Origin of the sequence: Occallatibacter gabretensis (assembly GCF_001449115.1) — a bacterium.
Lineage (GTDB): Bacteria > Acidobacteriota > Terriglobia > Terriglobales > Acidobacteriaceae > Telmatobacter > Telmatobacter gabretensis.
On the sequence record NZ_LAIJ01000012.1, the window covers coordinates 219,988 to 244,441 of the forward strand.

Sequence of the window (24,454 nt, forward strand, 5' to 3'; positions counted from 1 at the left end):
TTCAAGCTGTGCCAGCCAGTCCAACGAATTGTTCGTGACTTGAATCATCGGGCTTTCTCCTACGCAGAAATAACTTTGCCATAGGTTGAGAAAAGATGCAAGTCCATTCGTGCTGATTTTAGTTGTTTATTTCTTAAGTCCATATAACTTCCCGGATAGCTTTCTAAGTCTGAATGCACTCTCACTCATCGCCGAAGCCAGCTCCGTCACTAGCCTGTATGCTGATATCGAGTTTTACAAAGGAGGACTGCAGCGTGGCCTGGCTTGCAATCGTAATAGGCGTAATAGTCGGAGCGGTCTCCGGCGTGGTCGGCATCGGCGGCGGAATTCTTTTTGTCCCCGCGCTTATCGCATTTTTCGGCATGAGCCAGATTCGTGCACAGGGCACCTCGCTCGGCGCGCTGTTAGCCCCTGTTGGCGTTCTTGCGTTCTATGAGTACTACCGTAAGGGAAATGCCGATCTTCGCATTGCGTTGCTCTTGGCGCTCGGATTTGTAGTGGGCGGATACTTCGGCGCACTAGGAGCACAGCACATTTCCGATCTTTGGCTGCGTCGCATCTTTGCCGTTACGCTGGTGCTGGTTGGCGCGCGAATGTGGTTTACACGCTAAGCCTGAGCAATAAATCGCAGCCGCACGTAATCCGCCGTCCAGTTGTCGTCTTCATCGCGCAGAGCGGGCGTGAGCAAAGCGCAGGTTTCCGCAACAACAGTCTCCCGCAGATTTTCCGGCAGTGCGGTTAATACTCCGGAGCGGAAGGTTCGCAGCCACGCCTGCATGCCGCCTTCACCTAGCAGCGTAGGGCGCGGAATCAGCTCAATGCGCTCTACCTTAAATCCATGCCGTTCGAGTCGCCGTCGATAACTTTCCGGCGTCGGGTAGTAGTTCACGCCATCTTCCACATCGGCATAATCATGCCGCGCCAGCGTGGCCACCAACGCCGTAAGGATAGCCGCGACATTCCCGTGGCCGCCCATCTCTGCAACAAAACGTCCTCCGGGCCGCAGCACACGGCGTACCTCAGTCAGCATCGCTTCATGATTGCGCACCCAATGCAGCACAGCGTTTGAGAAAACAGCATCGAAATTTGCATCCCGGAACGGGAGATGGTCAGCGCTACCTGTAACCGCGTCGATTCCACGCGATTTTGCGGCAGCTACCATATCTGCTGAGGCGTCTACTCCGGTGACAATTGCTCCTGTAGCTGCCAGACGTGCCGTCAGCTGTCCATCGCCGCAGCCAAGATCCAGAATCTGTTCGCCCGGCTGCGGGGCGAGCCACTCCACCACTCCACCCGCAAGCTGATGCACAAACGCGCCGACTTTTCCGTACTGCTCTGCATTCCAGTTCTGTGTCATGGTTAGAGTTTCGCGCTTGCCTGTTCATTCGGCAAAGTGATTCTGTTTTGCACTTCTATAAGGCAGTCTTATGACTTGCTCATGAGCTGGCGAAGAGGCTCGTTGTCCGCATACACCCGCCACTCGGCCACTTTACCGTCCTGTACAAAAGCGCGAATTACAACGGGAGTCTGCCAGCGGTCCCGCTGTTTTAGCGTTCCATCTGATGCATAGGTTCCCTGTGCCATGCCCAGTAGCAGAACTACTGGTCCTTCTGAGTAGGTTTCGTCGACTGCCAGGGTGTAATCAGGAACCATGCGAAAATAGCTGATCCATCCAGCGCGCATCTTCTCGCGGCCTTCTACCATGTTGCCCAGCGAATCGATGAAACGATGGTCCGCCGTCATCAACTCCGCCAGCGCGTCCGCATCCTGGCGTCCGATTGCGCGTACAAACGAGGTGGCGACGGCAACGAGTGACACATTCATGAGGCGATTGTATCCCCCTTTGTGCCACCCAGCTGGGCCGCCTACAATAAGGCAAGAAAAGTTTTTATTGAGAGGATATTTCCATGCCGCTTTCCGGAGAAGCTATTCGGTTGATGAACTATATTGACGATGTTTCCGTTACGCTGCGCCGCGTGCTCGCCTTCATTCCGACGCTCTCGCCGGAAGAGCGGGCTCGCGTTTACAGCCACCTGCGTGCGTCTAAGCCCAGTGCGAACGATGTGGCCCAGGCACTCGAAGCCGAATAATTGATCACCGTCGCCATTATTGGAGCCGGGCCGCTGGGGCGATGGCTCGCTCTTTCAGCCGCCCGTGCCGGCTATCGCGTATTGCTGGAGGACGTGATGCCAGCTAAGCTGGCTATCGCCTCAAAGGCCGCAGCTGAGATGAGTACAGACCAGCTTTCGGTCGAGCTCGTCTCTGCTGTCGAAGATGCCGTGCGTGATGCTGATCTGGCCATTGATTGCGTGCCTGACGAGCTGGAATCGAAGCTTGAAATCTTGTGGCTCCTCGATCGCATGGCTCCGCCAAAGATGATCATTGCCACGCCCACTTTGCACCAATCGATTGTCGACCTGGCGTCTTGCACCTATCGCCCTGAGCGATGTGTGGCGATAGCAGTGGATCCTCGTACGCTATCCGGGCCTGGCTCCGAAAACGGGAGCGCTGTAATTACGATTCGCACAACGCCAACAACACTTCCGGAAGTCTCTACGTTAGTCGCTGAGTTCTGGCAGCACCTTGGCTTCACTCCGCAGGTGGAGGTAACTTCCTCCTAGAAGCTACTTCGTCCCTGCAAGAATTTCTTCGTAAAACTTCACATACTGCGGGACCACCAGCGTCGAGCAGAAACCCGTCTGTGCAGTGCGCCGGGCCGCATCGCGCATGGCTTGATGTCGCTCCGGATCGCTCAGCAGCGCAATTGCACCTGCCGCCATCCCATCCACATCGCCCACATCGAAGAGCATCCCGTTCACGCCATCTTCAACCAGCTCCGTTACGCCGCCCACACGCGTGGCAATGGCCGGCACCTTACACGCCATTGCTTCCAGCGCAGCCAGCCCAAATGACTCCATTTCGCTTGGCATCAGCATCAGATCGGCTAGTGGCAGCAGTGCGTGTACGCGTTCCTGCTTGCCCAGAAAGTGAATTTTGTTCTGGATCTTGAGGTCGTGCGCCAGCCATTCCGCGGCAGAGCGGTCCGGCCCATCGCCAACAAGCATTAGCCGTGCAGGAAACTCGCGTGCTACATCCGCAAAAACCTTCACCACATCTACTACGCGCTTGACAGGTCGGAAATTAGACAGGTGCATCAACAGAAATTCATTCGGCTCTGCAAATGCGCTTCGCGCTTTTGTTCTTTGGTCGAGGTCAGTGATAGGGACATACAAATTGCAGTTCACAAAATTCGGGATTACTGAAATCGGGCGCTTCACGCCAAAATCTGCAAGTGTTTTTTCTTTCAGATATGCGGAAATGCTGGTCACGCCATCGCTCTCGTCAATTGCGTAGCGTGTAATCGGCAGATAACCGCGATCCAGCCCTACCAGCGTGATATCCGTGCCATGCAAGGTGGTCACAAATGGCAGCCTGCGTCCACGGCTGTTGAGCATTTGTCGCGCCAGCAGAGCACTTACAGAGTGCGGAATCGCATAGTGCACATGCAACAGATCCAACGCGTAATACTCTGCTACTTCTGCCATGCGCGAGGCCAGCGCAAGATCGTAGGGCGGAAACTCAAAGAGCGGATAGTTTGAAACCGGCACCTCATGGTAAAAAATGCCGCTGTTACGCCCTGTGAGCCGAAAGGGTTGCGAGTAAGAGATGAAGTGAATTTCATGGCCCATTGCTGCCAGCTCAATGCCGAGCTCTGTGGCCACAACTCCTGAGCCGCCATACGTGGGATAGCAGGTAATGCCGATGCGCATTCGGTTTAACTTTCTTTGAAAGCTGACAAGAGATTGGACGCGATCGGTCCGCGCAAAGATGCAGAAGCCCTATACATTGTGCGCGAGTGCCGCAAATGAGATCAATTCGAGTTGCGCCAATTCGTTCAGTGCGGCCAGAGCTTCACGCTCTGTTTCGCGCGAGGCCAGCAATCTCGTGTTGGCTCGCGCCAGATCGGAATCGTTATAGCCCGGATGCGTAACGAGTTCGTATATTGCATCGTTCGCTGCTGGAATCGCCGCTGCAAACGAGCGAACTGTTGCAGCATCGAGCGTACCCGTTGCCAGGACTCCCAGCGCGCCCGCTGTTGTGGTAAAGCCCGACTCTGCAACAAATCGATGAAAGTGGGAGGCAAACAGCTTCAGCAACTGCACCTGCGCACGCCTGATAAAAGGCGCATTCGGAGTGGCATTGATCGACCACGCCAGCTCAAATGGATTCCGCACCTTGAGAATCCCGCACGCTTTTGCCGCATGGATTACAGGGCACAGTACGCGGGGAATCATGTGCGTATGCTTGTGCGTGTCCACATGGGTGAGCTGCACCCCGCGTTCCTGCAGCAACGCAATCTGCGCAGTCGCCTCGGCCTTGACTTCGTCCATATAGATTCTGCGCGTCGCCACCCCGCGCAGAAACGTGCCCAGGGTAGGGTAAAATCTCCCTGTTCGCGGATCGGTTAGCGTGGGCAATTGCGCTGCGGGTAGCACGGGATCGCCATCCACCAGCACTACATGGCATCCTACGCCCAGCGTTGGAGTGCTGTTTGCGATTGCGACAGCTTCATCTGTTGCCATTGCTTTCGCCATAAGCGTCGTGCTGGTCAGTACGCCCGCCTGGTGCAACTCAAGAATAGCGCGGTTGACGCCGCTTGTCAGACCGAAGTCATCCGCGTTCACGATCAACTTACTCATCTGTGTGAGTCTACCAAGGTGATCGCTGGTATCATGGTTGAAGGCTGTTTGGATGCAATCTGACGGCCTTTCCACCCGCTCATGGGCGGTTAGCTCAGCCGGTTAGAGCACTTGCCTTACAAGCAAGGGGTCCGGGGTTCGAATCCCTGACCGCCCACCAATCCCTCCATTTTTGCAGTAGTTGCGCATATTGCTGCGAGTTATCCTGTGCAGAGGCGAAATTGAAGTTATTTATTTTGTGGCGTTTGTGGACATCTATACAGTTTCTATTGAAATCTTTATACGATCTTCATTTGGCAACTGTGCAGCTTGTACAGTTGCCGAGAAGCTTAGAGGCCAGGAACTAGAGACCAGGATCAGCGTTTATAGATACTAAGCTTAGAAGCCATGGGTATCCTCGGCAATCAGGTTCACTGTGCCAGTGAAAAGGGGTGGGGGAGGGGTCCCCTCCCCTCCCATAAACACGACGGCCAGAATCCAAGGTGGATTCTGGCCGTCACATTCCTCTGCTGATTATGAGTATGGCAGATTCCGCGAAATAATGTGCAAATTGCGCGAAGTTTTTTAGCCTTTAGAATCAGCGGATTAGAAAATATTTTCCTGAAAGGGACTTGACATGCTTCATTGAGGGCGCAGCGATGGAACCTTTTGCTCAACTCGAGCGGCTGTTTCCATTGCCTTGAATGTCATGAGCGGGGAAAGGTAATTCTGAATGGCCTTTGCAAGACCATGGACGTTTTCTTCCGCCAGCAAGGACATGTGATCTCCGTCAGCGTCAACGACCTGCAGCCCATCTCTGAACATCCCATCCCATCCCATATTCTGGAAATGCAGAGTTGGACGCAATTCCCTGGCACGAACCAGAATTCCTCTTCCTGCACCGGGGCGGCATTGATACCGGTCACGGGCGGTCCAGTTAATTTTTTGACGAACATCCCACGGCAAATCGACTAGCGCGCCTTGATAATGTCCAATCTCCTCTTTAACAGCATCCGGAAGTTCCGGTGCATTGGCATTTGAACCACTTCCAAGCTTCGAGGAGACCAGGCTCACCGCGCTTGTGATACGCCACTTAATTGCTGACTTAACCCGTGAAAAAGTCAGATTCTTCAGGCGATATGCAATGGACAATGGGGCCGTTGTATCGAGGATTACAACTGCATCGACCTTTCTTCCGGCTAAGCGAAGTTGCCGTGCAACCTCAAAAGCGAGAAGGCCGCCGAATGAATGTCCGACCAGGACACAGGGGCCGCTGGGTTGTTCCTGAAGAATGAGATTTACACATGGCTGCGCAAATTCTTCCATGCTCGGAAGATCCTTTACGCGATTTTCGACCGAAGCATTGACGATAGCCTGATCCAGCTGGATATCCGTTGCAAACACTGCCGGCCCAGGGTCGAATGCTTCCGCAAGCCGGCATAGTCCAACAGCAGCGTCCATAAAGAATATCTGCCCTGTGGAATGAGCCGGGCGCAGGTTGATCAGCCGGGATTTTTGCTTGACCCGCGTCTTGAGCGCTTCCATCACGCCTGGAATTGTTGGGTTCTGAAAGAATTCGGCGACCCGCAGATCGACCTCAAACCGTTTATTGATCTTCTGAACCACCTTGAGAACAAGCAGGGAATGGCCGCCCAGACTGAAGAAGTTATCCTTTCGTCCAACCCGCTCCAGTTGAAGCACCTCAGCCAGGATGGAAGCTATCGCCATCTCCATTTCGCCTTGCGGAGCTTCGTAGCCTTCCGCGGCAAGAGTCTCTACCACAGGAGCTAACAACGCCTTGCGATCGACTTTGCCGTTCGCAGTCAGCGGCATCCTCTCCAGAATGGAGAATGTGCTGGGGATCATGTAGGCGGGCAACTGCAGCTTGAGCGTGTTCGACAGCTCATCCAGGCTTGGAAGATTGCCGGGGTCGTCAGGCACGATGTGGGCAACGAGGCGCTGCTCGCCAGAATCGAGTTCCTGAAGGGTGATAACGCATTGACTAATGCCGGGCTGGGCACCGAGCACGGCTTCAATCTCTCCAAGCTCAATTCTGAAGCCTCGAAGTTTGATCTGGTGATCGAGGCGGCCCAGGAATTCGATTGAACCGTCTGAAAAGCGGCGAACAAGATCGCCGGTCTTGTATATCTTTTCGTCCTGCTTAGAAAAGCTGTTCGGGATGAAGCGCTGGCTGGTCAGTTCAGCACGACCAAGATATCCGAGGGCTAGTCCGCGGCCGCCGATGTGAAGTTCTCCGGGGACGCCGACAGCAGCCGGTTGATTGCAATGGTCGAGAACATAGAGGGACGTGTTCGCGATAGGCTGTCCTATACGAACAACCCCTAATGCCTGTACTTGAGATGTTGCCGACCAGATTGTTGTCTCCGTGGGCCCGTACATGTTCCACAGCGACTTGCACCGCGGCAGCAACTGGCTGGCAAGCTCAGAACTCCAGGACTCGCCGCCGCAGAGGATTGTTAGATTCGGGGCGCCGTACCATTCGGTATTGAGGAGCATACGCCAGGTGGCCGGCGTAGCCTGCATCATGGTTGTTTCCGTGCTTTCCATGAGCGCCAAAAGTTGTTGTCCATCGCGTGTGACTTCATTTGGTGCGATGACCAGATGCGCGCCGACTGTGAGAGGCAGGTAGAGCTCGAGGCCCGCGATGTCAAAGGACAAGGTGGTAATCGCCAGGAGAGTATCGTCGGCTGTGATTCCAGGCTCGCGCTGCATGGAAAGCATGAAATTTACGAGGGCGCGATGCTGGATCTGCACTCCCTTGGGAGTACCAGTGGAACCGGAGGTATACAGCACATAGGCCAAGTCTTCAGGCCCGTGCTCGGCGGCAACGCTGGGTACGGTATCTGCAGATAGCGACAATGCGTCGAGCGCAACCACTTGAGCTTGAGAACGGGGAAGCAGCGTGCGCAGTTTTTCCTGCGTCAGCAAGACGGATGGTTGCGCATCCTGCAGCATGAATGCGAGGCGTTCCGGCGGAAAGGTGGGATCGAGAGGCAGATATGCGGCGCCGGCACGCATGATTCCGAGCAGGCCGACGATCATGTCGATCGAACGCTCCACGCTGATCGCTACAAGATCATTTCGTTTCACGCCAAGCTGTTGAAGGTGGCTTGCGAGCTGATTAATGCGGTTATCGAGCTTACGATATGAAAGCTGTTCGTCTCCATAGGAAACCGCGATTTTTTCAGGCACACGCCTGATTTGCTGATCGATGAGCCGATCCAGAGATTCTTCTTCGTGAAAGTCAATCTGAGTACGGTTCCAGTCGACGACGGTTTGTTCGTATTCTCCGGCGGTGAGCAAAGGAATCTTTCCGACCGTTATACCGGGATCAATGACGACCGATTCAAGGACAGTCTGATAGTGACCCAACAGGCGGGAGATCCGGTCCTGATCGAAGATGTCGGTGTTGTATTCCAGTTCCAGCCAGACTTCCTCACCGCCATCGGTAACGAAAAAGTAGAGATCGAACTTGCATGTATCGGCAGTCGCCATCAAAGATTCGATGGCCAGCCCTTCAAGGCCGATAAAGGTAAGCTGCTGATCGCGGTCGCGCCAGTTCAGCATGACCTGAAAGAGAGGCGAGTAGCTCTGATTGCGCTCCGGCTGAAGTTTGCGCACGACATGATCGAATGGAACGGCGCGGTGCGCGTAGAGATCCAGCACTCCTTTTTGCACACGGCTGAGAAGATCCCGGAAGGGGATATCTCCTGAGAGCGTTGTGCGCAGCACGTGAGTGTGTAACAGAAACCCGATAATAGATTGCAGCTCGGGCAGATCCCGGTCACCGATAGGAAGGCCGATCAGAATATCGTCGGTGCCCGTGTAGCGATACAGCACCGTATCGAGCGCTGCCGTAAAAATCGTGAAGAGGCTTGTCTTTTCACGCCGGCTGATTCCGCGCAGTGCTTCTGTCAGCTCCGGGCTGAGCTTTCTGCGCACACGCTTGCCTTGATAAGACGCCATTGCTGGACGAGGCCGGTCAGCAGGTACCTCAAGGAGTGCGGGAACGCCTTTGAGGTTCTCTTCCCAAAAGGCCAGGTCTTCAGAAAAGTCCGTTTCCTCGAAGCGCTTCTCGTTCCAGACTGAATAATCCCGGTGCGTGATGGGAAGCGCTGGAAGGTCTGCCTGTTCTCCATTGATGTACGAGCGATACAGCACTGACAACTCGCGCCAGAGGATGCCTTCAGAGGCCCAGTCGCAGATGATGTGGTGCATGCACAGGATGAGAGCGTGCTCGTGTTCACTGAGGCGGACAAGAGCGACGCGAATGCCGGGTACGGTTTCCAGGCTATAGGGTATGCGCGGTTCGTCGATAAGCAGACGATCAAGCTCAGACTGGCGTTTGGCGGGAGCAAGCTCGCTCAGGTCAAATTCTCTGAATTGCGGCGGCCAGCTCTGATGAATGACGGCGTGGGGCACTCCGTCGACTGCATCGATCGTAGAGCGGAGTGCCTCATGCCGCGCAACGATGACATTGAAGGCATTTTTCAGAGCGATGACATTCAGGTTTCCCGTGAGGAGAACAGCCTCTGACTCGTTGTAAACCGGTACATCCGGGTTGAGCTTCTCCATAAACCAGAGTCGCTGCTGAAGAGGACTGAGCGGATGAGGAAGCGTGGAATTGAGATGTGGGATGGACTCCTGAGCCGGCGGAACATATTGCCTGAGAAAACTTTCTTCCCAGTTCGACGACTCGGCTCCCGGCTCATCCGATTTGACATTTGCACCATGAAGCTTTTGCCGAACGAGGCGAGCCTGCTCCGCCACCGTGCAGTTTTCAAAGAAATCAGCGAGCGTCAGGACGACGGGCAACTTTGTGCGGAGCTTCGAGATGCATTGAATGGCAAGCAGGGAGTGGCCGCCCAGAGCGAAAAAGTTTGCTTCTGTGTCGACCGTCGGCACGTTGAGAACTTCAGCCCACGCGGCTGCGATGATCTGCTCAACGGCTGCCGCAGCGGATGCATTTGATTCATCTCCAGGTAGGCTGCTGTCATTAAGCGAGGTTGTTTCAGCTGAGGTGGCGACTGCGACAGTGGCCAGAATTTCCGGATCGAGAAGACGAAGGCGCTGTACTTTTCCTGAGGGTCCTTTCGGCAATTCCTTCAGAAAGTAGATTCGTGCGGGAGTCTTGAAGTGTCCGAGACGAGTTTCACAGAATGTGAGCAACTCGCGCTCATCAGCGGTTGATCCATCGCGGAGAACCGCAAATGCGACAGCTTCCTCCCCAAAGTACCGGTCTGGGATGCCGACCGCCGCAGCCTCAAGGATTGCCGGGTGGGATTCAAGAACTTCGTCAATCTGCCGGGGTGCAATGTTGACGCCGCCTTTGATGATGAGTTCCTTGGATCGACCAACAACAAAGAAATAGCCGTCTTCATCCTGCCGAGCGAGATCGCCTGTATGCAACCATCCTTCGCTGTCGACTACGGCAGCTGTGCCCTCAGGATCTTTGTAATAGCACTTCATCAGGGCCGGACTGCGAAGGAGCACTTCACCGGGGTCGCCCTGGGGCACGTCGATGCCCTCACGATCGATGATGCGAGTCTCAAAACCCCAGGGCAGGCCGGGTGATCCGAGCTTGTTCTTAGCAGGAGGTACTGGATTCGAAAAAACATTGCCACCTTCGGTGGACCCCATTGCCTGGATCAGTGGCAGATTGAACTTATCGAGAAACTGCTGTTGCAGTGACGGAGACAGAGGCGCAGAAGAGGAGCGAAAAAACCGGATGCGTTGAAATGCGGCCTGGCGGCGGTCCTTCCCGGGGTCGTCCCAATTGACTAATTCGGAAATAATGGTGGGAACCAGGGCAGACCATGTGATGCGGAAATCATCGATCCAGTCCCAGAAGCGGTTGACTGCAAACCGATGAGCAATCACGACGGAGCCGCCACTCAGAAGAGTTGGAACCAGAGTCACACATTCCGCATTGATGTGATAAAGCGGCAGAACAAGGAGAGAGCGGTCAGCCGCAGAAAGTTGGTGCCCCATGATCGAGTTTCGTCCATGAGCCAGAATCGAACTGTGGGTATGAAGCGCGCCTTTCGGCTTACCCGTGCTGCCAGAGCTGTACATCAGCATCGCGATGTCGTCGGGGGCCGGTGCCGGCGTTAGAAGCGATGGAATCTCAGTGTTGAGTGCTTCATCTTCGATAGCTAAGCGACCGTCCACGCTGGCTTCGATGATGCGTATATCGCGGCGAACGCCAGCCAGAGCCTCGCCCAATAGCTCTCGGTACTCAGATTGAACGAACACAACTTTGGCGTCGCAGTGGTCCATCATGTAGGCAAGCTGCATGGCGCCAGCACGGACATTTAACGGGACCGCAACAAATCCGCCGTACATGGCTCCCAGGAAGAGCTGGGCAGGGAGCAGGCCATTGTCCATGAGGAATGCGACTTTGTCGCCGGACTGAATCCCGGAATGCGCGAGGAGTTTTGAAAGCAAAAGCGAATGATCCCGAAGCTCCCGGAATGTTACCGACACTCCGGAATCAGAGCTGATAAGAAATGCAGCATCGGGTTGCAGCGCAGTTACCGCATCCAGCGCCGCGCGGACGCTGAGAGCGCTTCCGCAGAGATCCATGGAAGTATTCTCCTCAAGGTTTACGAATAAGGGCCCACGAGAGCAAGAGTGCAAAAAATCTCGGGCTTATTCTGGCGAAACCCGGGAAAGCGAAAGACGGTCGAACGGGGAACCAAGGCTAGTTTCTGATGCGATAGTATCAAAACATAAAGTATCTCAATACAGTACACAGGTAACAGCGATTAACTAAGTCGCCAGTAATGTAATTTGTGTTACGAGTTGGCTATCCTCTCCCACCTTTCGTGCTGGCGCTAACACTATATGTGAGCTACAGAAACGCCAAGTTGCGCGCTATACTGACACGTCTCTGCTAAGCGCCTGCTATGCAGGCTTGGGTCAAGTAGTAAATGTTTTGCCGCTGTTAGAGCTCGATAACGAGCCGGGTTGCGGTTCTCGTCGCAGTTGAGATTGAGTTTTCTGGTGTCGCTTCAAGGGCGCCGACTTAGTGAGGAGACCCATGTCTTCAAATCGCCTTCGGTTTCTGGATACAACTCTGCGCGATGGGGAGCAAGCCCCTGGCTGCAGCATGAACCCGGACGAGAAATTGCGGATGGCTCATGCGCTGGAAGAGCTCGGCGTCGATGTGATCGAGGCAGGCTTTGCTGCTGCATCGGCAGGAGACTTTCAGGCAATTCAGGCAATCAGCCACGAGGTGCGAGGTACAAATATAGGCTCCCTTGCGCGAGCACGAAGGGAAGATATTGAGGCTGCCGCACGGGCGCTCGAAAAGGCGCGCCGCTCCAGGGTCCACATTGTGCTTTCGAGTTCAGATATTCATCTCGAATACAAATTGAAGATCACGCGCAGCCAAGCGCTCGAACAAGCTGATTTTGCGGTAAGACTTGGCTGCAGCATGATCGACGAGGTTGAGTTTTCGCCGGAAGATTCAACGCGCAGTGATCCGGATTTCCTCTGCCAGATGGTTGCCACTGTGATCGCTGCCGGAGCGACCATCATTAATATTCCGGATACCGTAGGCTATTCGGTGCCGCACGAGTATGCGGGGATCTTTTCCATGCTTCGCGCGCGCCTTCCGGAAGTATCAGGAGTAACGCTGTCGTCGCACTGCCACAATGATCTCGGTCTGGCAGTCGCTAATACTCTGGCTGCGATCTCCGCCGGCGTACAGCAAGTGGAATGCACCATCAATGGCATCGGTGAGCGAGCGGGCAACGCCGCATTGGAAGAGGTTGCGGCTGCAATGCATGTGCGCAGGGATCAGTATCCGTGTACGCATTCTCTTGTATTGGACCGCCTGTTTCCAATAAGCGAGATGCTTTCAGAAATTATTCGATTTGCACCAGCACCGAACAAGGCTGTTGTGGGAAAGAATGCATTTGCGCATGAAGCTGGAATTCATCAACACGGGGTCATGGCCAACCCACTTACTTACGAAATCATGAATCCCGCCAAATTTGGCGTGCCTCATCGCCGCATGGTGCTGGGTAAGCATTCGGGCAGAAGTGCGCTGGCTCATCGCTTCAAAGAGCTGGGAGTGACTTTGGAAGCTTCTGAGCTGGACGCAGCCTACCGGCGTTTCAGCGCTCTGGCAGACCGGAGAAAGTCGATTTTTGATCAGGACCTACTGGCATTGATACCGGCAGAACAGTTGCAGACGATGGAAGCAGCTGAGACCAGCGCGGTTGCCATCTAGTTTGAAAATCACTGTCCGTGGCTCGCTGTTTCGTTCGTGCAGAATGGGCGGCTGCACATGTGACTGTGTGAGTTGCTTGAAATAGATTCCATACAGCGATACCAGCATTACGTAGTGCTGGTATCGCGTGTCGTGGCAGACTGCAGGCTTAATCCGATCAGTCGCAAATCCGTTACGCAAGCCCCAGTTGGCCAAGCAGGAAAGCGTAATCGAACGCGATTTCTTCCAAATAGTCATACCGCCCGCTTGCGCCGCCGTGGCCGGCCTTCATGTTCGTTACGAGCAGTAGTGGATTTGGATCCTGCTTAAAGGTACGCAATTTCGCGACATACTTCGCGGGCTCCCAGTACATTACCTGGCTGTCATGCAGGCTGGTTTTAACTAATATGGCCGGATAACTGGCGGCCTTCAAGTTATCGTAAGGCGAGTAGCTCAACATATATTGAAAGTACGTTTCCTCATCGGGATTGCCCCATTCCTCATACTCGGGCACGGTCAGCGGAAGCGATGCGTCCAGCATCGTATTCATGACGTCCACGAACGGTACATGCGAGAGCACGGCGCGGAATTTCTCAGGCTGCATATTTGTAACAGCACCCATCAACAGTCCGCCTGCCGAGCCACCTTCAATCGCCACGCGTGACCGATCGCCATACCCTTCAGCGGTCAGATGATCCACACAGGCAATGAAGTCTGTAAAGGTGTTACGCTTCACCAACATTTTGCCTGCGTCATGCCAGGTCTCGCCCAGGTCGCCGCCACCGCGAATGTGCGCATAAGCCATTACGAGGCCGCGGTCCAACAGGCTCAACCGATTTGAATTGAACCCCAATGGAAGTGCATAGCCGTACGATCCGTATCCGTACACATAGAGAGGATTGCTACCGGCCTTGCGCTTGTCCTTTCGATACACAATGGAGATGGGTACCTGCACGCCATCCTCTGCCGTGGCATGAATGCGCTCGCTGGCATAGAGCGTGCGGTCAAATCCTCCCGGCACCTCTACTTGCTTCAACAGTTGCGAAGCACCGGTTGCAAGGTCGTATTCGTACACTGAACTCGGGCTGACCAGTGACTGATACGAGTAACGGAACGCCTTTGTATCAAAGATGCAGTTCACATGCGGATAGGCGCTGTACGCCGGCTCTGGAAAGCTGATTTCGCTTGCCGGTGCAGCCTTCGGTTCTTTCCCCGCAAACTTATAAACGCGCAGACGCGAAAGCCCATTCTCGCGATCGCAAGCAATGAAGAAATCGCGGAAGAGGTCCACATCCTCGAGCATGGTATCTGCTCGGTGGGGGATTTGTTCGACCCAGTTCTCCCGTTGCGGCGCATCCACAGGCGCTGTTACGAGCCGGTAATTGCGCCCCTTGTCATTTGTACGAATGAACCACTGCTCATTGCGGTGTTCAACGAAATACTCATGCTCATCCTCGCGCGGTGCAATTAAGCGGAACTTGCCATCTGAATCGTCAGCTTCCAGAACATGACACTCGCTGGTGGTGTGGCTGTGCGATTCCAAAACAAGGAACTTGCCGTCGCGCGTACGACCTGCGCCGACGTTAAAGCGCTCATCGTCGTCCTGATATACCAGTGCGTCCGCGGCATACGGAGTTCCGCGCAGATGACGCCATAACTGATGCTGTCGCTTTTGCTCCTGGTCCTCTACCGTATAAAAGAGCGTCATATTATCTGCCGCCCACACCACGGAACCTGCGCGTAACACCTCACCGGGTAGATCATGGCCGGTTTCAAGATCCCTGATTCGCAGAGTGTATTGCCGAAAGCCGGTGGTATCCGCGGTCCAGGCCAGCCAGCGCCCATCGTCAGAGATATCTGTTGCGCCAATTGCAAAGAACGCATGGCCTTTCGACAAAAGATTGCCATCCAGAATCACTTCTTCTGGCGCGTTTTTATCCAGTCCCGATTTGCCGTTGCGTTTGCGGCAGTGGATGGCGTACTGCAAACCTTCCTCTGTGCGGGTGTAATACCACCATGCGCCGTCGCGGTGGGGAACTGAAACGTCTGTCTGCTGGATGTGGCTCAGCATCTCCTTATATAGTTCGCCGCGTAATGCCTCCTGCGGAGCCGTAACTGCTTCCGCGTAGGCATTTTCTGCTTCCAGATACGCCGAGACTTCAGGGTTTTCTTTCTGTCGCAACCAGGCGTAGTCATCCGTGAGCGTAACGCCGTGGACCGTGGTTTCCGTTTGTTCAACGCGGGCGATGGGAGGTGAAGAAAGCGAGTTCTCGATCATTTCAGTATTAGTTTAGAGTCTTCGCGGCGCGAATCGGTTCACGGAACTTTCTGCCATGCCGCAACGTACAATGGAGAGCGATGAACGCTTTTTCGCGCTCCTTCAGGTTGGGAGCCCGGCTGCTTGCAGCCGCCATTCTGATCTTTTCCGCCCTCGTTCTTCATGCCGAGAGCGTCGATAGTCTTCCCAAGCCCACAGATTATGTCAGCGATTTCGCGCACGTTCTGTCTCCCGAGGCTATCGCTCGCATCGACCGTATTTGCAGCCAGTTAGACCACTCGCAGGCCAACGCGCAGATTGCCGTGGTAACGATAAAAACTCTGGACGGCGAGGATCCTGCCGATTGGGCGGTTCAACTTGAGAGCAAGTGGGGGATGGGCAGGCAAGGCACGGATGCCAACGCCAGAAAAGGCGTGCTGATTTTGCTGGCCGTCAACGATCGTAAGTATCGCATTGACGCCGGAGTCGGCTTGCAGGGTATTTTGCCGGATGGGCTGCTGGGCGATATTGGCCGCGAGATGCGGGTGAGCCTGAAGGCGGGCGATTATGATTCGGCACTGGTGGGCGCGGTGGGCCGTGTTGGCGAGATTATTGCCAAGGATGCCAACGTTACGCTGCAGGATGCCGACAATGGCCAGCTTGCCGTGCAGCCGGGACGCCGGGTGCACCACAGCTCGGGGTGGGGCGGGATTCTCTTCGTCCTCTTTTTACTGATTCTCTTCGGCGTTTTTGGCGCTGGGCGTGGCATTCTGGGTTGGCTGGGGTGGGGACTCCTTTTCTCGGGGCTGGGCGGACCGCGTAATCGCGGAGGCGGCGGCTGGGGCGGAGGAGGCGGATTCGGTGGAGGTGGTGACGGCGGCGGGGGCGGATCAGGTTTTGGCGGCTTTGGCGGCGGTGGTAGTGACGGCGGCGGGTTTGACGGCGGTGGAGCCGGCGGTAGCTGGTAAGCGCCCCACAGAGGACTGGCCACTCAGGTAATTGCGGCCTGCATGCGGTTCCAGGGAAGAACTGGTTGGTCACATTTGGATTTTTGTAGTTCGCCCTTAATGGGCGGAAGGAGAATACAACTGTATGGGCAAGGGATGTCTGGTATCTCTTGGAGTGGTTGGAGCATTACTGCTTGCGGGGCTGTTTGTTTTCTTCAGCTTCAAAGGCGCACAAAATCAACTGGTGCAAAAAGACGAGGCAGTCAAAAATGCCTGGTCCAATGTGGACGCGGATCTGCAGCGGCGTGCCGATCTGATTCCTAACCTGGTGGAAACCGTCAAAGGTTACGCCAAGCAGGAGACGACGGTCTTTGGCGACATTGCCAACGCTCGCGCCGGCCTGCTCAACTCGCATACGCCGCAGGAGAAGATTGCCGCCAACAATACGCTGGACGGAGCTTTTGGCCGTCTGCTGGCGCTTACGGAAAACTATCCACAGCTCAAGTCCAACGAGCAGTTTATGCGCTTGCAGGACGAGATTGCCGGAACGGAAAATCGCATCAAGGTCTCGCGTACGCGCTATAACACCGTACTGCGCGATTACAACACATACGTGCGTTCCTTCCCCAATAGCATCTGGGCCGGAATGCTCGGCTTTGCGCCGAAAGAGGATGCTTACTTCGAGGCAAATGCAGCATCTCGCAATGCGCCTCAGGTCAAGTTCTAAAACCTGCGGCGAAAGACCAGGGAAGCACAAAAAGGCCATCCGTCAGGATGGCCTTTTAAATACAGAGTTGTTGCTACTTGTAGGAGGCGATGGCGCTGGCTTCGTCGTCGTAGATATCGAAGACGGTGTACAGCTTGGTCAGCTGCAACACATCTTTTACCTTCTTGGTCAAGCCAAGCAACTTCAGGCTCGCACCCTGATTTTTGGATGTTGTGAACGCACTCACCAACTCGCCCAGGCCCGAGCTGTCAATGTAGTTTACGTCGCTCAGGTTCAACAGAATGCTCTTGGAACCCTTGCTGATCAGATCGCGGATAGCTTCGCGCAACTGCACGCTGCCTTCACCGAGGGTGATACGACCACCGAGATCCAGGACTGTTACGCCATCTACTTCACGGGAAGCAATCGTTAGTGCCACGGAAACTCCTCCTTAATTCTGTACATAAGTTATAGCATCCGCGCGGGGCTTTCCTTGTTGGAAAACAGTTGCGGCGCCCGGCGCCGGGTTCAGGCCGAGGCCCCCGTCTGCGGCCGATGCTTAACCAGCGTCAGTTCAGTGCCGGGATGCAGTTGTCGAAAGTTTACCTCATCCATGAAGGAACGGATGAGAAAGATGCCCCGTCCCGTGCCGCGCAACAGGTTTTCCGCGGCTAGCGGGTCGGGCAGGGAATCGGGGTCGAGCCCCTTGCCTTCATCGCTGACTTTAAATACGAGTGAAGTGCCGTCGTCCTCAAATATGGCCGTTACCTTCTTCGCCGGGTCATATTCATTTCCATGCAGCACGGCGTTCACTGCAGCCTCGCGCACGGCCATCGTGATGTGGAAGGTCTCATCCTCGTCGAAGCCGGCCGCGCTGGCCATCTTCTCCGCCGCGGATTCAATTTCAGAGACGCTCTCCATTGTGGAAGCGAGCTGGAGGGTCAGGCGGCCTGCGGTTGGTTCGCTCAAATCGGTATGGGCCCTTTTCGTTTGAGTAGATCGTGCAGGCTGTAACCGCCTGACGGAAGTTTGATGGTTGAGAGGAATTGTGTCAAGGATAGCAGTACGATTGCTTCGAGTTCCTTATAAGTTTCTTCGGGCGCGAAATGCGCGTGCTCAGTCTACACTCTCAACATGCAACTCCGCGCGACAACCCGCGTCAGCCTCACTGCGCTGCTTGGCACGCCTGTTACAGACGCGCAGGGAACGCTCCGCGGCAAGCTTAAGGATATTGCTGTGGCTACCGGCGCGGATGCGGGCCGCGTGGCTGGCCTTGTGCTTAAAACGCGGTCCGGGCTGGCCATTGTTCCCTCAGAGGAGGTCATGGAGACTCCGGCGGGTACGCTTGAGCTACGTACTTCCGGCGCGCTTGTACCGCTGAAAGACCAGGGCAGCTATCTCTATCTTCAGCAGGACCTGATCGACCGTCAGATCATCGATGTGCATGGCCGCAAGGTGGTCCGCGTGAATGATGTGGACCTTGAATGGCTCGGTCGTGGCGCGGCGCATTTGCTCCGCGTCGCGGAGGTTGAAGTCGGGCTGCGGGGAGCTGTCAGGCGCATCTTCAAGGGGCTGTTGCCGCGCGCTACGCTTGAAACTTTCTCGCGCCGGTTTGCGGCCAATGGCATTCCCTGGCAGTTTGTCGATGTCATCGAGGTCGATCCGGCGCGCCGGGTCAAGCTGCGGATTGAGCACGAGAGGTTGAACGAGATACATCCCTCCGATCTGGCTGAAATCCTGGAAGACTTGCCGCCTGCCGAGCGTGAGGCTGTCTTTATCGCGCTTGACGAAGAGGTTGCGGCTGAGGCTCTCGAAGAGGCTGATCCCAAGCTGCAGAAGGCTCTGCTTGAAAAGCTGGACGATGAGAAGATCGCTGACATCGTTGAGGAGATGGATCCGGCTGCTGCTGCTGATCTGCTGGCTGAGCTTTCGGAGGAGCAATCTGACGCCATCCTGGAAGAGATGGAGCCGGAGGAGCGGCAGGAGGTTGAGGAACTTCTCGAATTTGACGAGGATTCCGCTGCGGGTGCGATGACATCAGAGTTTGTGGCTGTGGCGTATGAGGCTACTGTTGCGCAGGCTGTGCTGGCTCTTAAAAACTTTGACGGCGATCCGGAATCCGTTACTGAAATTTATCTGCTGAGTGAGCGACGCGTGCTGCGTGGATCGGTTTCGCTGGCGCGGGTGGTGATGGCGCAGCCGGAGACACGTCTTAGCGTGCTGGCTGAGTCGCGTGTTTTGTCGTGCTCGTTTGACCGGCGGCAGAATGAGCTGGCGGAGATCTTCGACAAGTACAATCTGCATTCGCTGCCGGTTCTCGACAATATAGGCAGGATGGTTGGTGTGGTTCATGCGGATCATGTGATCAGCTTTTTGCGGGAGAGACTGTAAGTTTCTGGTGTTCGGAAGCGGACATTGTTTGAGTTATCCTGTGCTGCTGTGCTTGCGAAGTCGTTTTTATTTGTGCTACTTGCCGACGACTGCACAGTTTCTGGAGAAATCTTTATGCGATCTTCATTCCGACACTGTGCAACCTGTACAGTGTCTCTGCATGTATGCCAGGCAGACCGGGATATGAGCCATGGAGATGGAAACCGGTGTTTACTCTTTGTGCAATATGCATGGTTACCTGACCTCGAAAAAGGTGGGGGAGGGGTGTATCTACCCTGAAACTGTGAAGGCCCGAATCCAGGATGGATTCGGGCCTTCTTTTTCCTGCTGATTATGAGTAAAGCACAAACGGGGCTAATTTTATGCAAACTATCTGATGGCGGGAGACGGTACGAAAGGACAATGGACGAAAGTAATGTAAGGACGAGAGACGAGTGACGAAAAAATGGGCCGGCGTTTGTGGTATCGATTATCCCTTCGAGGCAAACGCAAAACTTTAGCTTGCATCGATTGAGTCGCGATATACCACCCGATTGCGGCCGGCGCTCTTTGCGTCATAGAGCGCCTTATCGGCGATAAGCAGCAGGGCCTTTGCGCTCGAAGCCTGACTTTGCGCCGAGTTTGCCACCCCTATGCTTACTGTTATAAGCAGCGGTTCATTTCCATGAGACACCCGGACTTCAGAGATCGATTGCCGAATGGTTTCGCCGATCTCCATCGCTTGCTGAAATGTTGCAGCAGGCAAAAGTGCTGCAAATTCTTCTCCCCCATTGCGAGCCACGGAGCAGCCGAGAGGGGTGAGGATATCCCTGAGACAATTTGCCACCGCAATCAAACATAGATCTCCCAGGTCGTGTCCGTAACTATCGTTGAAGAGTTTGAAGTGATCAATGTCGATGATCAGAACCGATAGATGCATGTCAGACGTCTCAACCCGTTTCCACATTCGCCCGAGGCTGGCATCGAAGCCACGACGGTTCGTGATCCCGGTAAGTGGATCGGTTACGGCGAGGGTTTGCAACTCTCCTTGCAGAAGCATCAGCGAACGTTCTGTCGCCATCTGTTCGCTTTGAGTGATCACATTGCGTATGCCGTAACCGATCACGGCGATGGAAGCACCCACTACGCCTAGAACCGGGTGGCTGCTGAAAATACTCAGGCTCACTCCCAATAGTCCGAGGCCCAGGAAAAGCGGACTCAGGCTTTCCGCGGCGTCCACCAGAGAAGACCTCGGTTGATAACTCTCAAGCCAGCGTGGCGATCCGCGCAGGCAAAGCAAACCGAGAACGATAAACTGCGGCAGCAGCAGGAAATCGAATTCCATGCCGTTAGGTTTGATCGTCAGCGGGTTGCGTACTGCGGCAAAAGCTGTGCTCGTCAACAGGTACGCTGTCAGCACGAAGAAGAAATGCCTTTGTCGTGTTCTCTCTGCCCCAAGCAGGCGCACCGCGGCGCACAGCGTAAGGAAGATGCCAAGGATGTTGAACATCCGAATGATGAACAGAACGTTGTTGGCGTCATCCGGGCCGGAGATCGAAACGAGGGAGAAGGTTCGAACGAAGAAGAATCCGGTTAGCGCGACGACCATAGCGGCATCCACAAGGTTTGTCGCCCTCATGGTGCGGCCACGAAAAGTGGTGGAACAGGATAGAAGCACGAGGGCGACATAAATGGCGTCGCAGAAGATCGACGCGCCGGGCGCATGCGGGTAGTTTCCTCCGACGTGGATTACGAGATCATTGTCATTGGCGAGGTTGATGAAGGCCAATGCTGCGATTGTCGCTCCCCAGCGGAAGGTGTCAGGAAAACTTGAGCGGCGCCAGCGCCAAATGAGTGCCGCCAGCGTCAGCCATTGGGCCACGCCGACAATGACATCACTGGCAACATTCCCCGCATCCGACTGACGCGTCAATGCAATCAGGTGCGCTATGCCGATCAAGAGATAGCTGGCGGCGTAGCCCCAATACAACCGGGACGAGGCCCCAGCGGCGGGCATAACTTCGTCAGGCTGTTCCATCTCGGTCTCCGACCGTAAATTTTGCCGCAACCCCTTGGGTAGATGATTTCTCTACACCGGGAACGTTAGTGTAGCGCAGACGATACAGGACTCATGGAAACCAGTCCTCCGCTGAAGGCGACAAGATTTGCCACGAATTGCCGGTGTCATCCATTGCCAACGGACGATCAACTTTTCGTTGACAGTGAATTGGCGCTGCTCTAACCTGAGAGCGTCAACTCGGGTAGCGCTGGACGCAGGGGCCTGGCAATAACAGGTGCGTTTCCAGAGCGATGGTTGATGCGAGCATCCCTAGCCGTTTTGGGGGATGGCTCCGTCCAAAGCTACCCAGTCCTACTCCCATTCCAGTCAGGAAAGCTGCTCAATCCTTCCCGCACGTTGAGAGACTGCAGGACGCTATTGCGTCCAAGGGAGAATTTTGTGAGCCAATATCGCAAGGTAAGGATGAGCCTGTACACACTGTTTGTAGCCGTTCTGTTTTTTAACTGTGCGCGAGCACAAAACAAGCCGGCCAGCGTTCCATACGGGGCCAATTCGGAGGCTGGGCATTTTCTGCAGGTAGATGACGCGAAGATCTATTACGAGACATACGGAAGCGGCGGAACTCCGCTGGTGCTGCTGCATGGCGGATTGTATGGATACATTGAAGAGTTCGGCGATCTGATTGGCGAACTGAGCAAAGATCGCCGCGTGATTGCGATTGCGACGCGAGGCCATGGAAGATCGGACATTGGAACGAAGCCTTTTTCCTATGCGCTGTTTGCTGACGATGCATTGGCTGTGATCCGTCATGAAACCAGCGGCAAGGTGGACGTGCTGGGGTTCAGTGATGGGGCGGTCACTTCTTACACGTTTGCGAGCGCGCATCCAGAGCTGGTACGGCGGCTAGTGGCGATTGGCGGGCCGAGGAAGCTTGCTGACTGGACTCCGAACGCACAGGCTGAGTTCAGAAATACGAAGCCAACGGATGTGGAGCGCGACTCGCCGCAATTTGTGGCGGAACGAAAAAAACTGATGCCGCAGCCGGAGAGGTGGGTGGAGTTTAACGAGAGGCTTGCTGCGATGTGGGCGGGTCCGGTGTACGTGACCGATGCTCAGATTGAGTCGATCAAGATTCCGACTCTGATTGTTGCCGGAGATCACGATCCGTATAATCAGATTCCAAAATTTGTGGAGCTGTTTCAGTTATTGCCCAAGGGAGAACTGGCTGTGATTCCGGGCTGTGGGCATGTGGTGCTGGATTGTAAGGGGCCATTCACGATTACGGCGGTGAAGGGGTTTTTGGATCAGCGGGAGAAGTGAGGCAGAACGAGAAGCGATGATTCAGTGGTGCCCCAGGTCCTAACATCAGGGACCTGGGCGCGCAAGTGTGGTGGTGGACGGACGAAGTGCAAAAGCAATGGCAAACGCAGATCCTTCACTCCGCCTGAAAACGGCTACATTCAGGATGACACCTCGTTGGTGGTGGAGCGGGAGTGCTGTTCCACCCGTCGCGCAAAAGCGCGCGACGGATGGGGCACCCGGCTTTTGTGGTGGACCGGCTTCCTAAAAACCAGGGCCACTCGCCCCGGAGCGGATTGTGGGTGCAGTGGATTACGCGGGCGCGAGCCCGATTCCGAACTGTTGGTAGAACTCGCCGTTGGGGTATGAGGCGGGCAGCGGTGAGTAAAGGACGTTGCTCCCTTCACCCGATTCATCGGCGAAAGCTGTGGCTGTGATGCTTCCGTCGGCGAAGCATTGGAAGATACCCTGGCCGGAGGCGAAGTCGGTGGTGAGGCCGCCGTTCTCGCCGACCATGATGACCTGGTAATTATTGATCGGCGCGAGGTTGCTGAGCGTTACAAAGGATCGGATGCCCTGCAACGTCAATGCAGGCGGGTTGAGAACAGTGCCGTTGGGCTGGGCGACGCTGAAGGAGAAGCCGGTGACGGTACCAGCGGAATCGGTGTCGATTCTGGTGGTGAGCTGCCAGCCAGCGGGCAGGACATTGTTCGATACGGCGACCACGCCTGTGTTGTTGGGCATGGAGCGGGAATCCCAATTGATGTAGGGGCTGCCGGGTAGATCCTGCTGGCGGAAATCGTTGACCCAGAAGAACAGTTCGTTGGCGGCGATGCGATAGCCGTATTGCTGCCAGACGAAGGGCGCTGACCCAGAGGCCTGCGGAGGGCCGAAGCAGTTGACCTGGAATGAATAGTTCCCGGTGCTGTCGGGGATGATGTCCTCCACGACGGTGATGACGACTGTGGCACCGGTTACAGAGCCGCCGCTTGAGTTCTTGAACACGTAATTGCGATTGCCTGAAGTGGGTGTGGGCAGGAGGGTCGTAAAGGTATCGGGACCGGTATTTCCGGGGATGTCTTTGGACCACGAAGACCATTTGCCGCTGCTGACGGTGAATTCGGAGTTGTAGAGACTGACGTCCGAATTCTGGCCTTTGCACATGGCATATAGATTTCCATTGAATTCGGCGATTGCAACGCCTTGACTGGTGTCGCCGGGAATCTGCGTTTGTGCGGACCAACTGGTTCCGTCGAAGGTGGCGTACCAGATGCTCTGGTCGGTGCCTTCGCCTTTCCAGACTGCGTAGAGCTTGCCGCTGACGCCAGCTATGGAGGCTCCCACACTTGTTCCGACGCCGGGAATGGTGTTCTGGCCCGACCAACTGGTTCCGTCATAGGTGGCATACCAGAGACGCTGGTCGGTACCTTCGCCCTTCCAGACGGCATACATCTTGCCGCCGTAAAGCGCGAGGGTGGGGCCTACGCTGCTCCCGACGCCGGGGATTTGCTTAGGCGCGGTCCAGTTTGTGCCGTCGAAGGTGGCGTAATACATGCTCTGATCGAAGACGCTCTTCCACGCGGCAACCAGCTTTCCGCTGAGTGGACAGAGGGATGGGCCGGTATCGCTGTAAGCGTTGGGGATTTGTTTCTGGGCATCCCAACTGGAGCCGCTGAACTTGGAATAAAAGAGTCTCGGGTCGCTCCATTCGCCTTTCCATGCGGCATACAGCGATCCACTGTACTCGCCTAAGGCGGGACCGGCGCTGGTATTGCCGGGGATTAACGCCTGGGCACTCCAACTGCCAGTGCCGCTCCAGGCGGAATAGAAAATACGATCGTCATCCGGTTCGCCCTTCCATGCGGCGTAGAGGTGCGAGCCGCTGGCTGTCAACCCTTGCAGAACTCCCATTTCAACCTCCTATGGTGTGATATCGA

Annotated in this window: 18 protein-coding genes and 1 tRNA gene; 9 read left to right on the top strand and 10 right to left on the bottom strand. The window is 55.3% G+C overall.

The features are described 5' to 3' along the window. Positions 1–254 precede the first annotated feature (254 nt). Positions 255–611: a sulfite exporter TauE/SafE family protein gene (locus VO84_RS20090; protein WP_231738108.1), complete on the top strand. Its 357-nt coding sequence runs from the start codon at positions 255–257 to the stop codon at positions 609–611. Here the strand turns inward: VO84_RS20090 and VO84_RS20095 are convergent. Together VO84_RS20095 and VO84_RS20100 are read right to left on the bottom strand one after the other, a co-directional pair. After that, entirely contained in the window at positions 608–1,357 is a 750-nt protein-coding gene (locus VO84_RS20095; RefSeq protein ID WP_058189569.1) for a class I SAM-dependent methyltransferase, read from the bottom strand. The genes VO84_RS20090 and VO84_RS20095 overlap by 4 nt on opposite strands. Positions 1,358–1,425: 68 nt before the next feature. Next, positions 1,426–1,824 carry a nuclear transport factor 2 family protein gene (locus VO84_RS20100; RefSeq protein ID WP_058189570.1) on the bottom strand — a complete coding sequence of 133 codons (399 nt, stop codon included), beginning with the start codon at positions 1,822–1,824 and terminating at the stop codon, positions 1,426–1,428. An 83-nt stretch (positions 1,825–1,907) separates the two neighbouring features. On the opposite strand from VO84_RS20100, the gene VO84_RS20105 reads away from it, so the two are divergent. Both VO84_RS20105 and VO84_RS20110 read left to right on the top strand, forming a co-directional pair. Next, complete coding sequence (locus VO84_RS20105; protein WP_058189571.1) at positions 1,908–2,090, top strand: hypothetical protein; 183 nt, start codon at positions 1,908–1,910, stop codon at positions 2,088–2,090. Then, positions 2,091–2,621, top strand: a complete 531-nt coding sequence (locus tag VO84_RS20110; protein ID WP_058189572.1) for a 3-hydroxyacyl-CoA dehydrogenase NAD-binding domain-containing protein — start codon at positions 2,091–2,093, stop codon at positions 2,619–2,621. 3 nt (positions 2,622–2,624) lie between these two features. On the opposite strand, the gene bshA is transcribed toward VO84_RS20110, so the two are convergent. Together bshA and VO84_RS20120 are read right to left on the bottom strand one after the other, a co-directional pair. Continuing rightward, the gene (gene bshA / locus VO84_RS20115; protein ID WP_058189573.1) at positions 2,625–3,770 is read right to left on the bottom strand and encodes an N-acetyl-alpha-D-glucosaminyl L-malate synthase BshA; all 1,146 of its coding nucleotides are present in this window, start codon (positions 3,768–3,770) and stop codon (positions 2,625–2,627) included. A gap of 69 nt (positions 3,771–3,839) precedes the next feature. Further along, a complete protein-coding gene (locus VO84_RS20120; protein WP_058189574.1) occupies positions 3,840–4,700 on the bottom strand; it encodes a ChbG/HpnK family deacetylase in 861 nt (286 codons plus the stop codon). A gap of 83 nt (positions 4,701–4,783) precedes the next feature. Here VO84_RS20120 and VO84_RS20125 point away from each other — a divergent pair. After that, positions 4,784–4,860 (top strand) — tRNA-Val (locus tag VO84_RS20125). Between the two features lie 461 nt (positions 4,861–5,321). Here VO84_RS20125 and VO84_RS20130 read toward each other — a convergent pair. After that, positions 5,322–11,285: a non-ribosomal peptide synthetase gene (locus VO84_RS20130; RefSeq protein ID WP_058189575.1), complete on the bottom strand. Its 5,964-nt coding sequence runs from the start codon at positions 11,283–11,285 to the stop codon at positions 5,322–5,324. A 457-nt stretch (positions 11,286–11,742) separates the two neighbouring features. Between VO84_RS20130 and VO84_RS20135 the strand changes: the two genes are divergently transcribed. After that, positions 11,743–12,939 (top strand): 2-isopropylmalate synthase, encoded by a 1,197-nt coding sequence (locus tag VO84_RS20135; RefSeq protein WP_058189576.1) that lies wholly within the window; start codon positions 11,743–11,745, stop codon positions 12,937–12,939. A gap of 172 nt (positions 12,940–13,111) precedes the next feature. Here the strand turns inward: VO84_RS20135 and VO84_RS20140 are convergent, their stop codons facing one another. Beyond that, on the bottom strand, positions 13,112–15,196 hold the full coding sequence (locus tag VO84_RS20140) for a S9 family peptidase (protein ID WP_058189577.1): 2,085 nt from the start codon (positions 15,194–15,196) through the stop codon (positions 13,112–13,114). 80 nt (positions 15,197–15,276) lie between these two features. Between VO84_RS20140 and VO84_RS20145 the strand changes: the two genes are divergently transcribed. After that, the gene (locus VO84_RS20145; protein WP_058189578.1) at positions 15,277–16,143 is read left to right on the top strand and encodes a TPM domain-containing protein; all 867 of its coding nucleotides are present in this window, start codon (positions 15,277–15,279) and stop codon (positions 16,141–16,143) included. A gap of 124 nt (positions 16,144–16,267) precedes the next feature. Next, positions 16,268–16,849 (top strand): LemA family protein, encoded by a 582-nt coding sequence (locus VO84_RS20150; protein WP_058189579.1) that lies wholly within the window; start codon positions 16,268–16,270, stop codon positions 16,847–16,849. Positions 16,850–16,922: 73 nt separating this feature from the next. On the opposite strand, the gene VO84_RS20155 is transcribed toward VO84_RS20150, so the two are convergent. Together VO84_RS20155 and VO84_RS20160 are read right to left on the bottom strand one after the other, a co-directional pair. After that, the gene (locus tag VO84_RS20155; protein ID WP_058189580.1) at positions 16,923–17,267 is read right to left on the bottom strand and encodes an STAS domain-containing protein; all 345 of its coding nucleotides are present in this window, start codon (positions 17,265–17,267) and stop codon (positions 16,923–16,925) included. Positions 17,268–17,356: 89 nt separating this feature from the next. Further along, positions 17,357–17,797: an ATP-binding protein gene (locus VO84_RS20160; RefSeq protein WP_231738109.1), complete on the bottom strand. Its 441-nt coding sequence runs from the start codon at positions 17,795–17,797 to the stop codon at positions 17,357–17,359. Positions 17,798–17,962: 165 nt separating this feature from the next. On the opposite strand from VO84_RS20160, the gene VO84_RS20165 reads away from it, so the two are divergent. Then, positions 17,963–19,219, top strand: coding sequence for a magnesium transporter MgtE N-terminal domain-containing protein (locus VO84_RS20165; RefSeq protein WP_058189581.1), 1,257 nt, complete (start codon positions 17,963–17,965; stop codon positions 19,217–19,219). Positions 19,220–19,715: 496 nt separating this feature from the next. On the opposite strand, the gene VO84_RS20170 is transcribed toward VO84_RS20165, so the two are convergent. Further along, the gene (locus VO84_RS20170; protein ID WP_058189582.1) at positions 19,716–21,236 is read right to left on the bottom strand and encodes a GGDEF domain-containing protein; all 1,521 of its coding nucleotides are present in this window, start codon (positions 21,234–21,236) and stop codon (positions 19,716–19,718) included. A gap of 420 nt (positions 21,237–21,656) precedes the next feature. On the opposite strand from VO84_RS20170, the gene VO84_RS20175 reads away from it, so the two are divergent. Next, positions 21,657–22,538, top strand: coding sequence for an alpha/beta fold hydrolase (locus VO84_RS20175; RefSeq protein WP_197414139.1), 882 nt, complete (start codon positions 21,657–21,659; stop codon positions 22,536–22,538). Positions 22,539–22,829: 291 nt separating this feature from the next. On the opposite strand, the gene VO84_RS20180 is transcribed toward VO84_RS20175, so the two are convergent. Then, positions 22,830–24,428 carry a hypothetical protein gene (locus tag VO84_RS20180; RefSeq protein ID WP_058189584.1) on the bottom strand — a complete coding sequence of 533 codons (1,599 nt, stop codon included), beginning with the start codon at positions 24,426–24,428 and terminating at the stop codon, positions 22,830–22,832. Positions 24,429–24,454 lie beyond the last annotated feature (26 nt).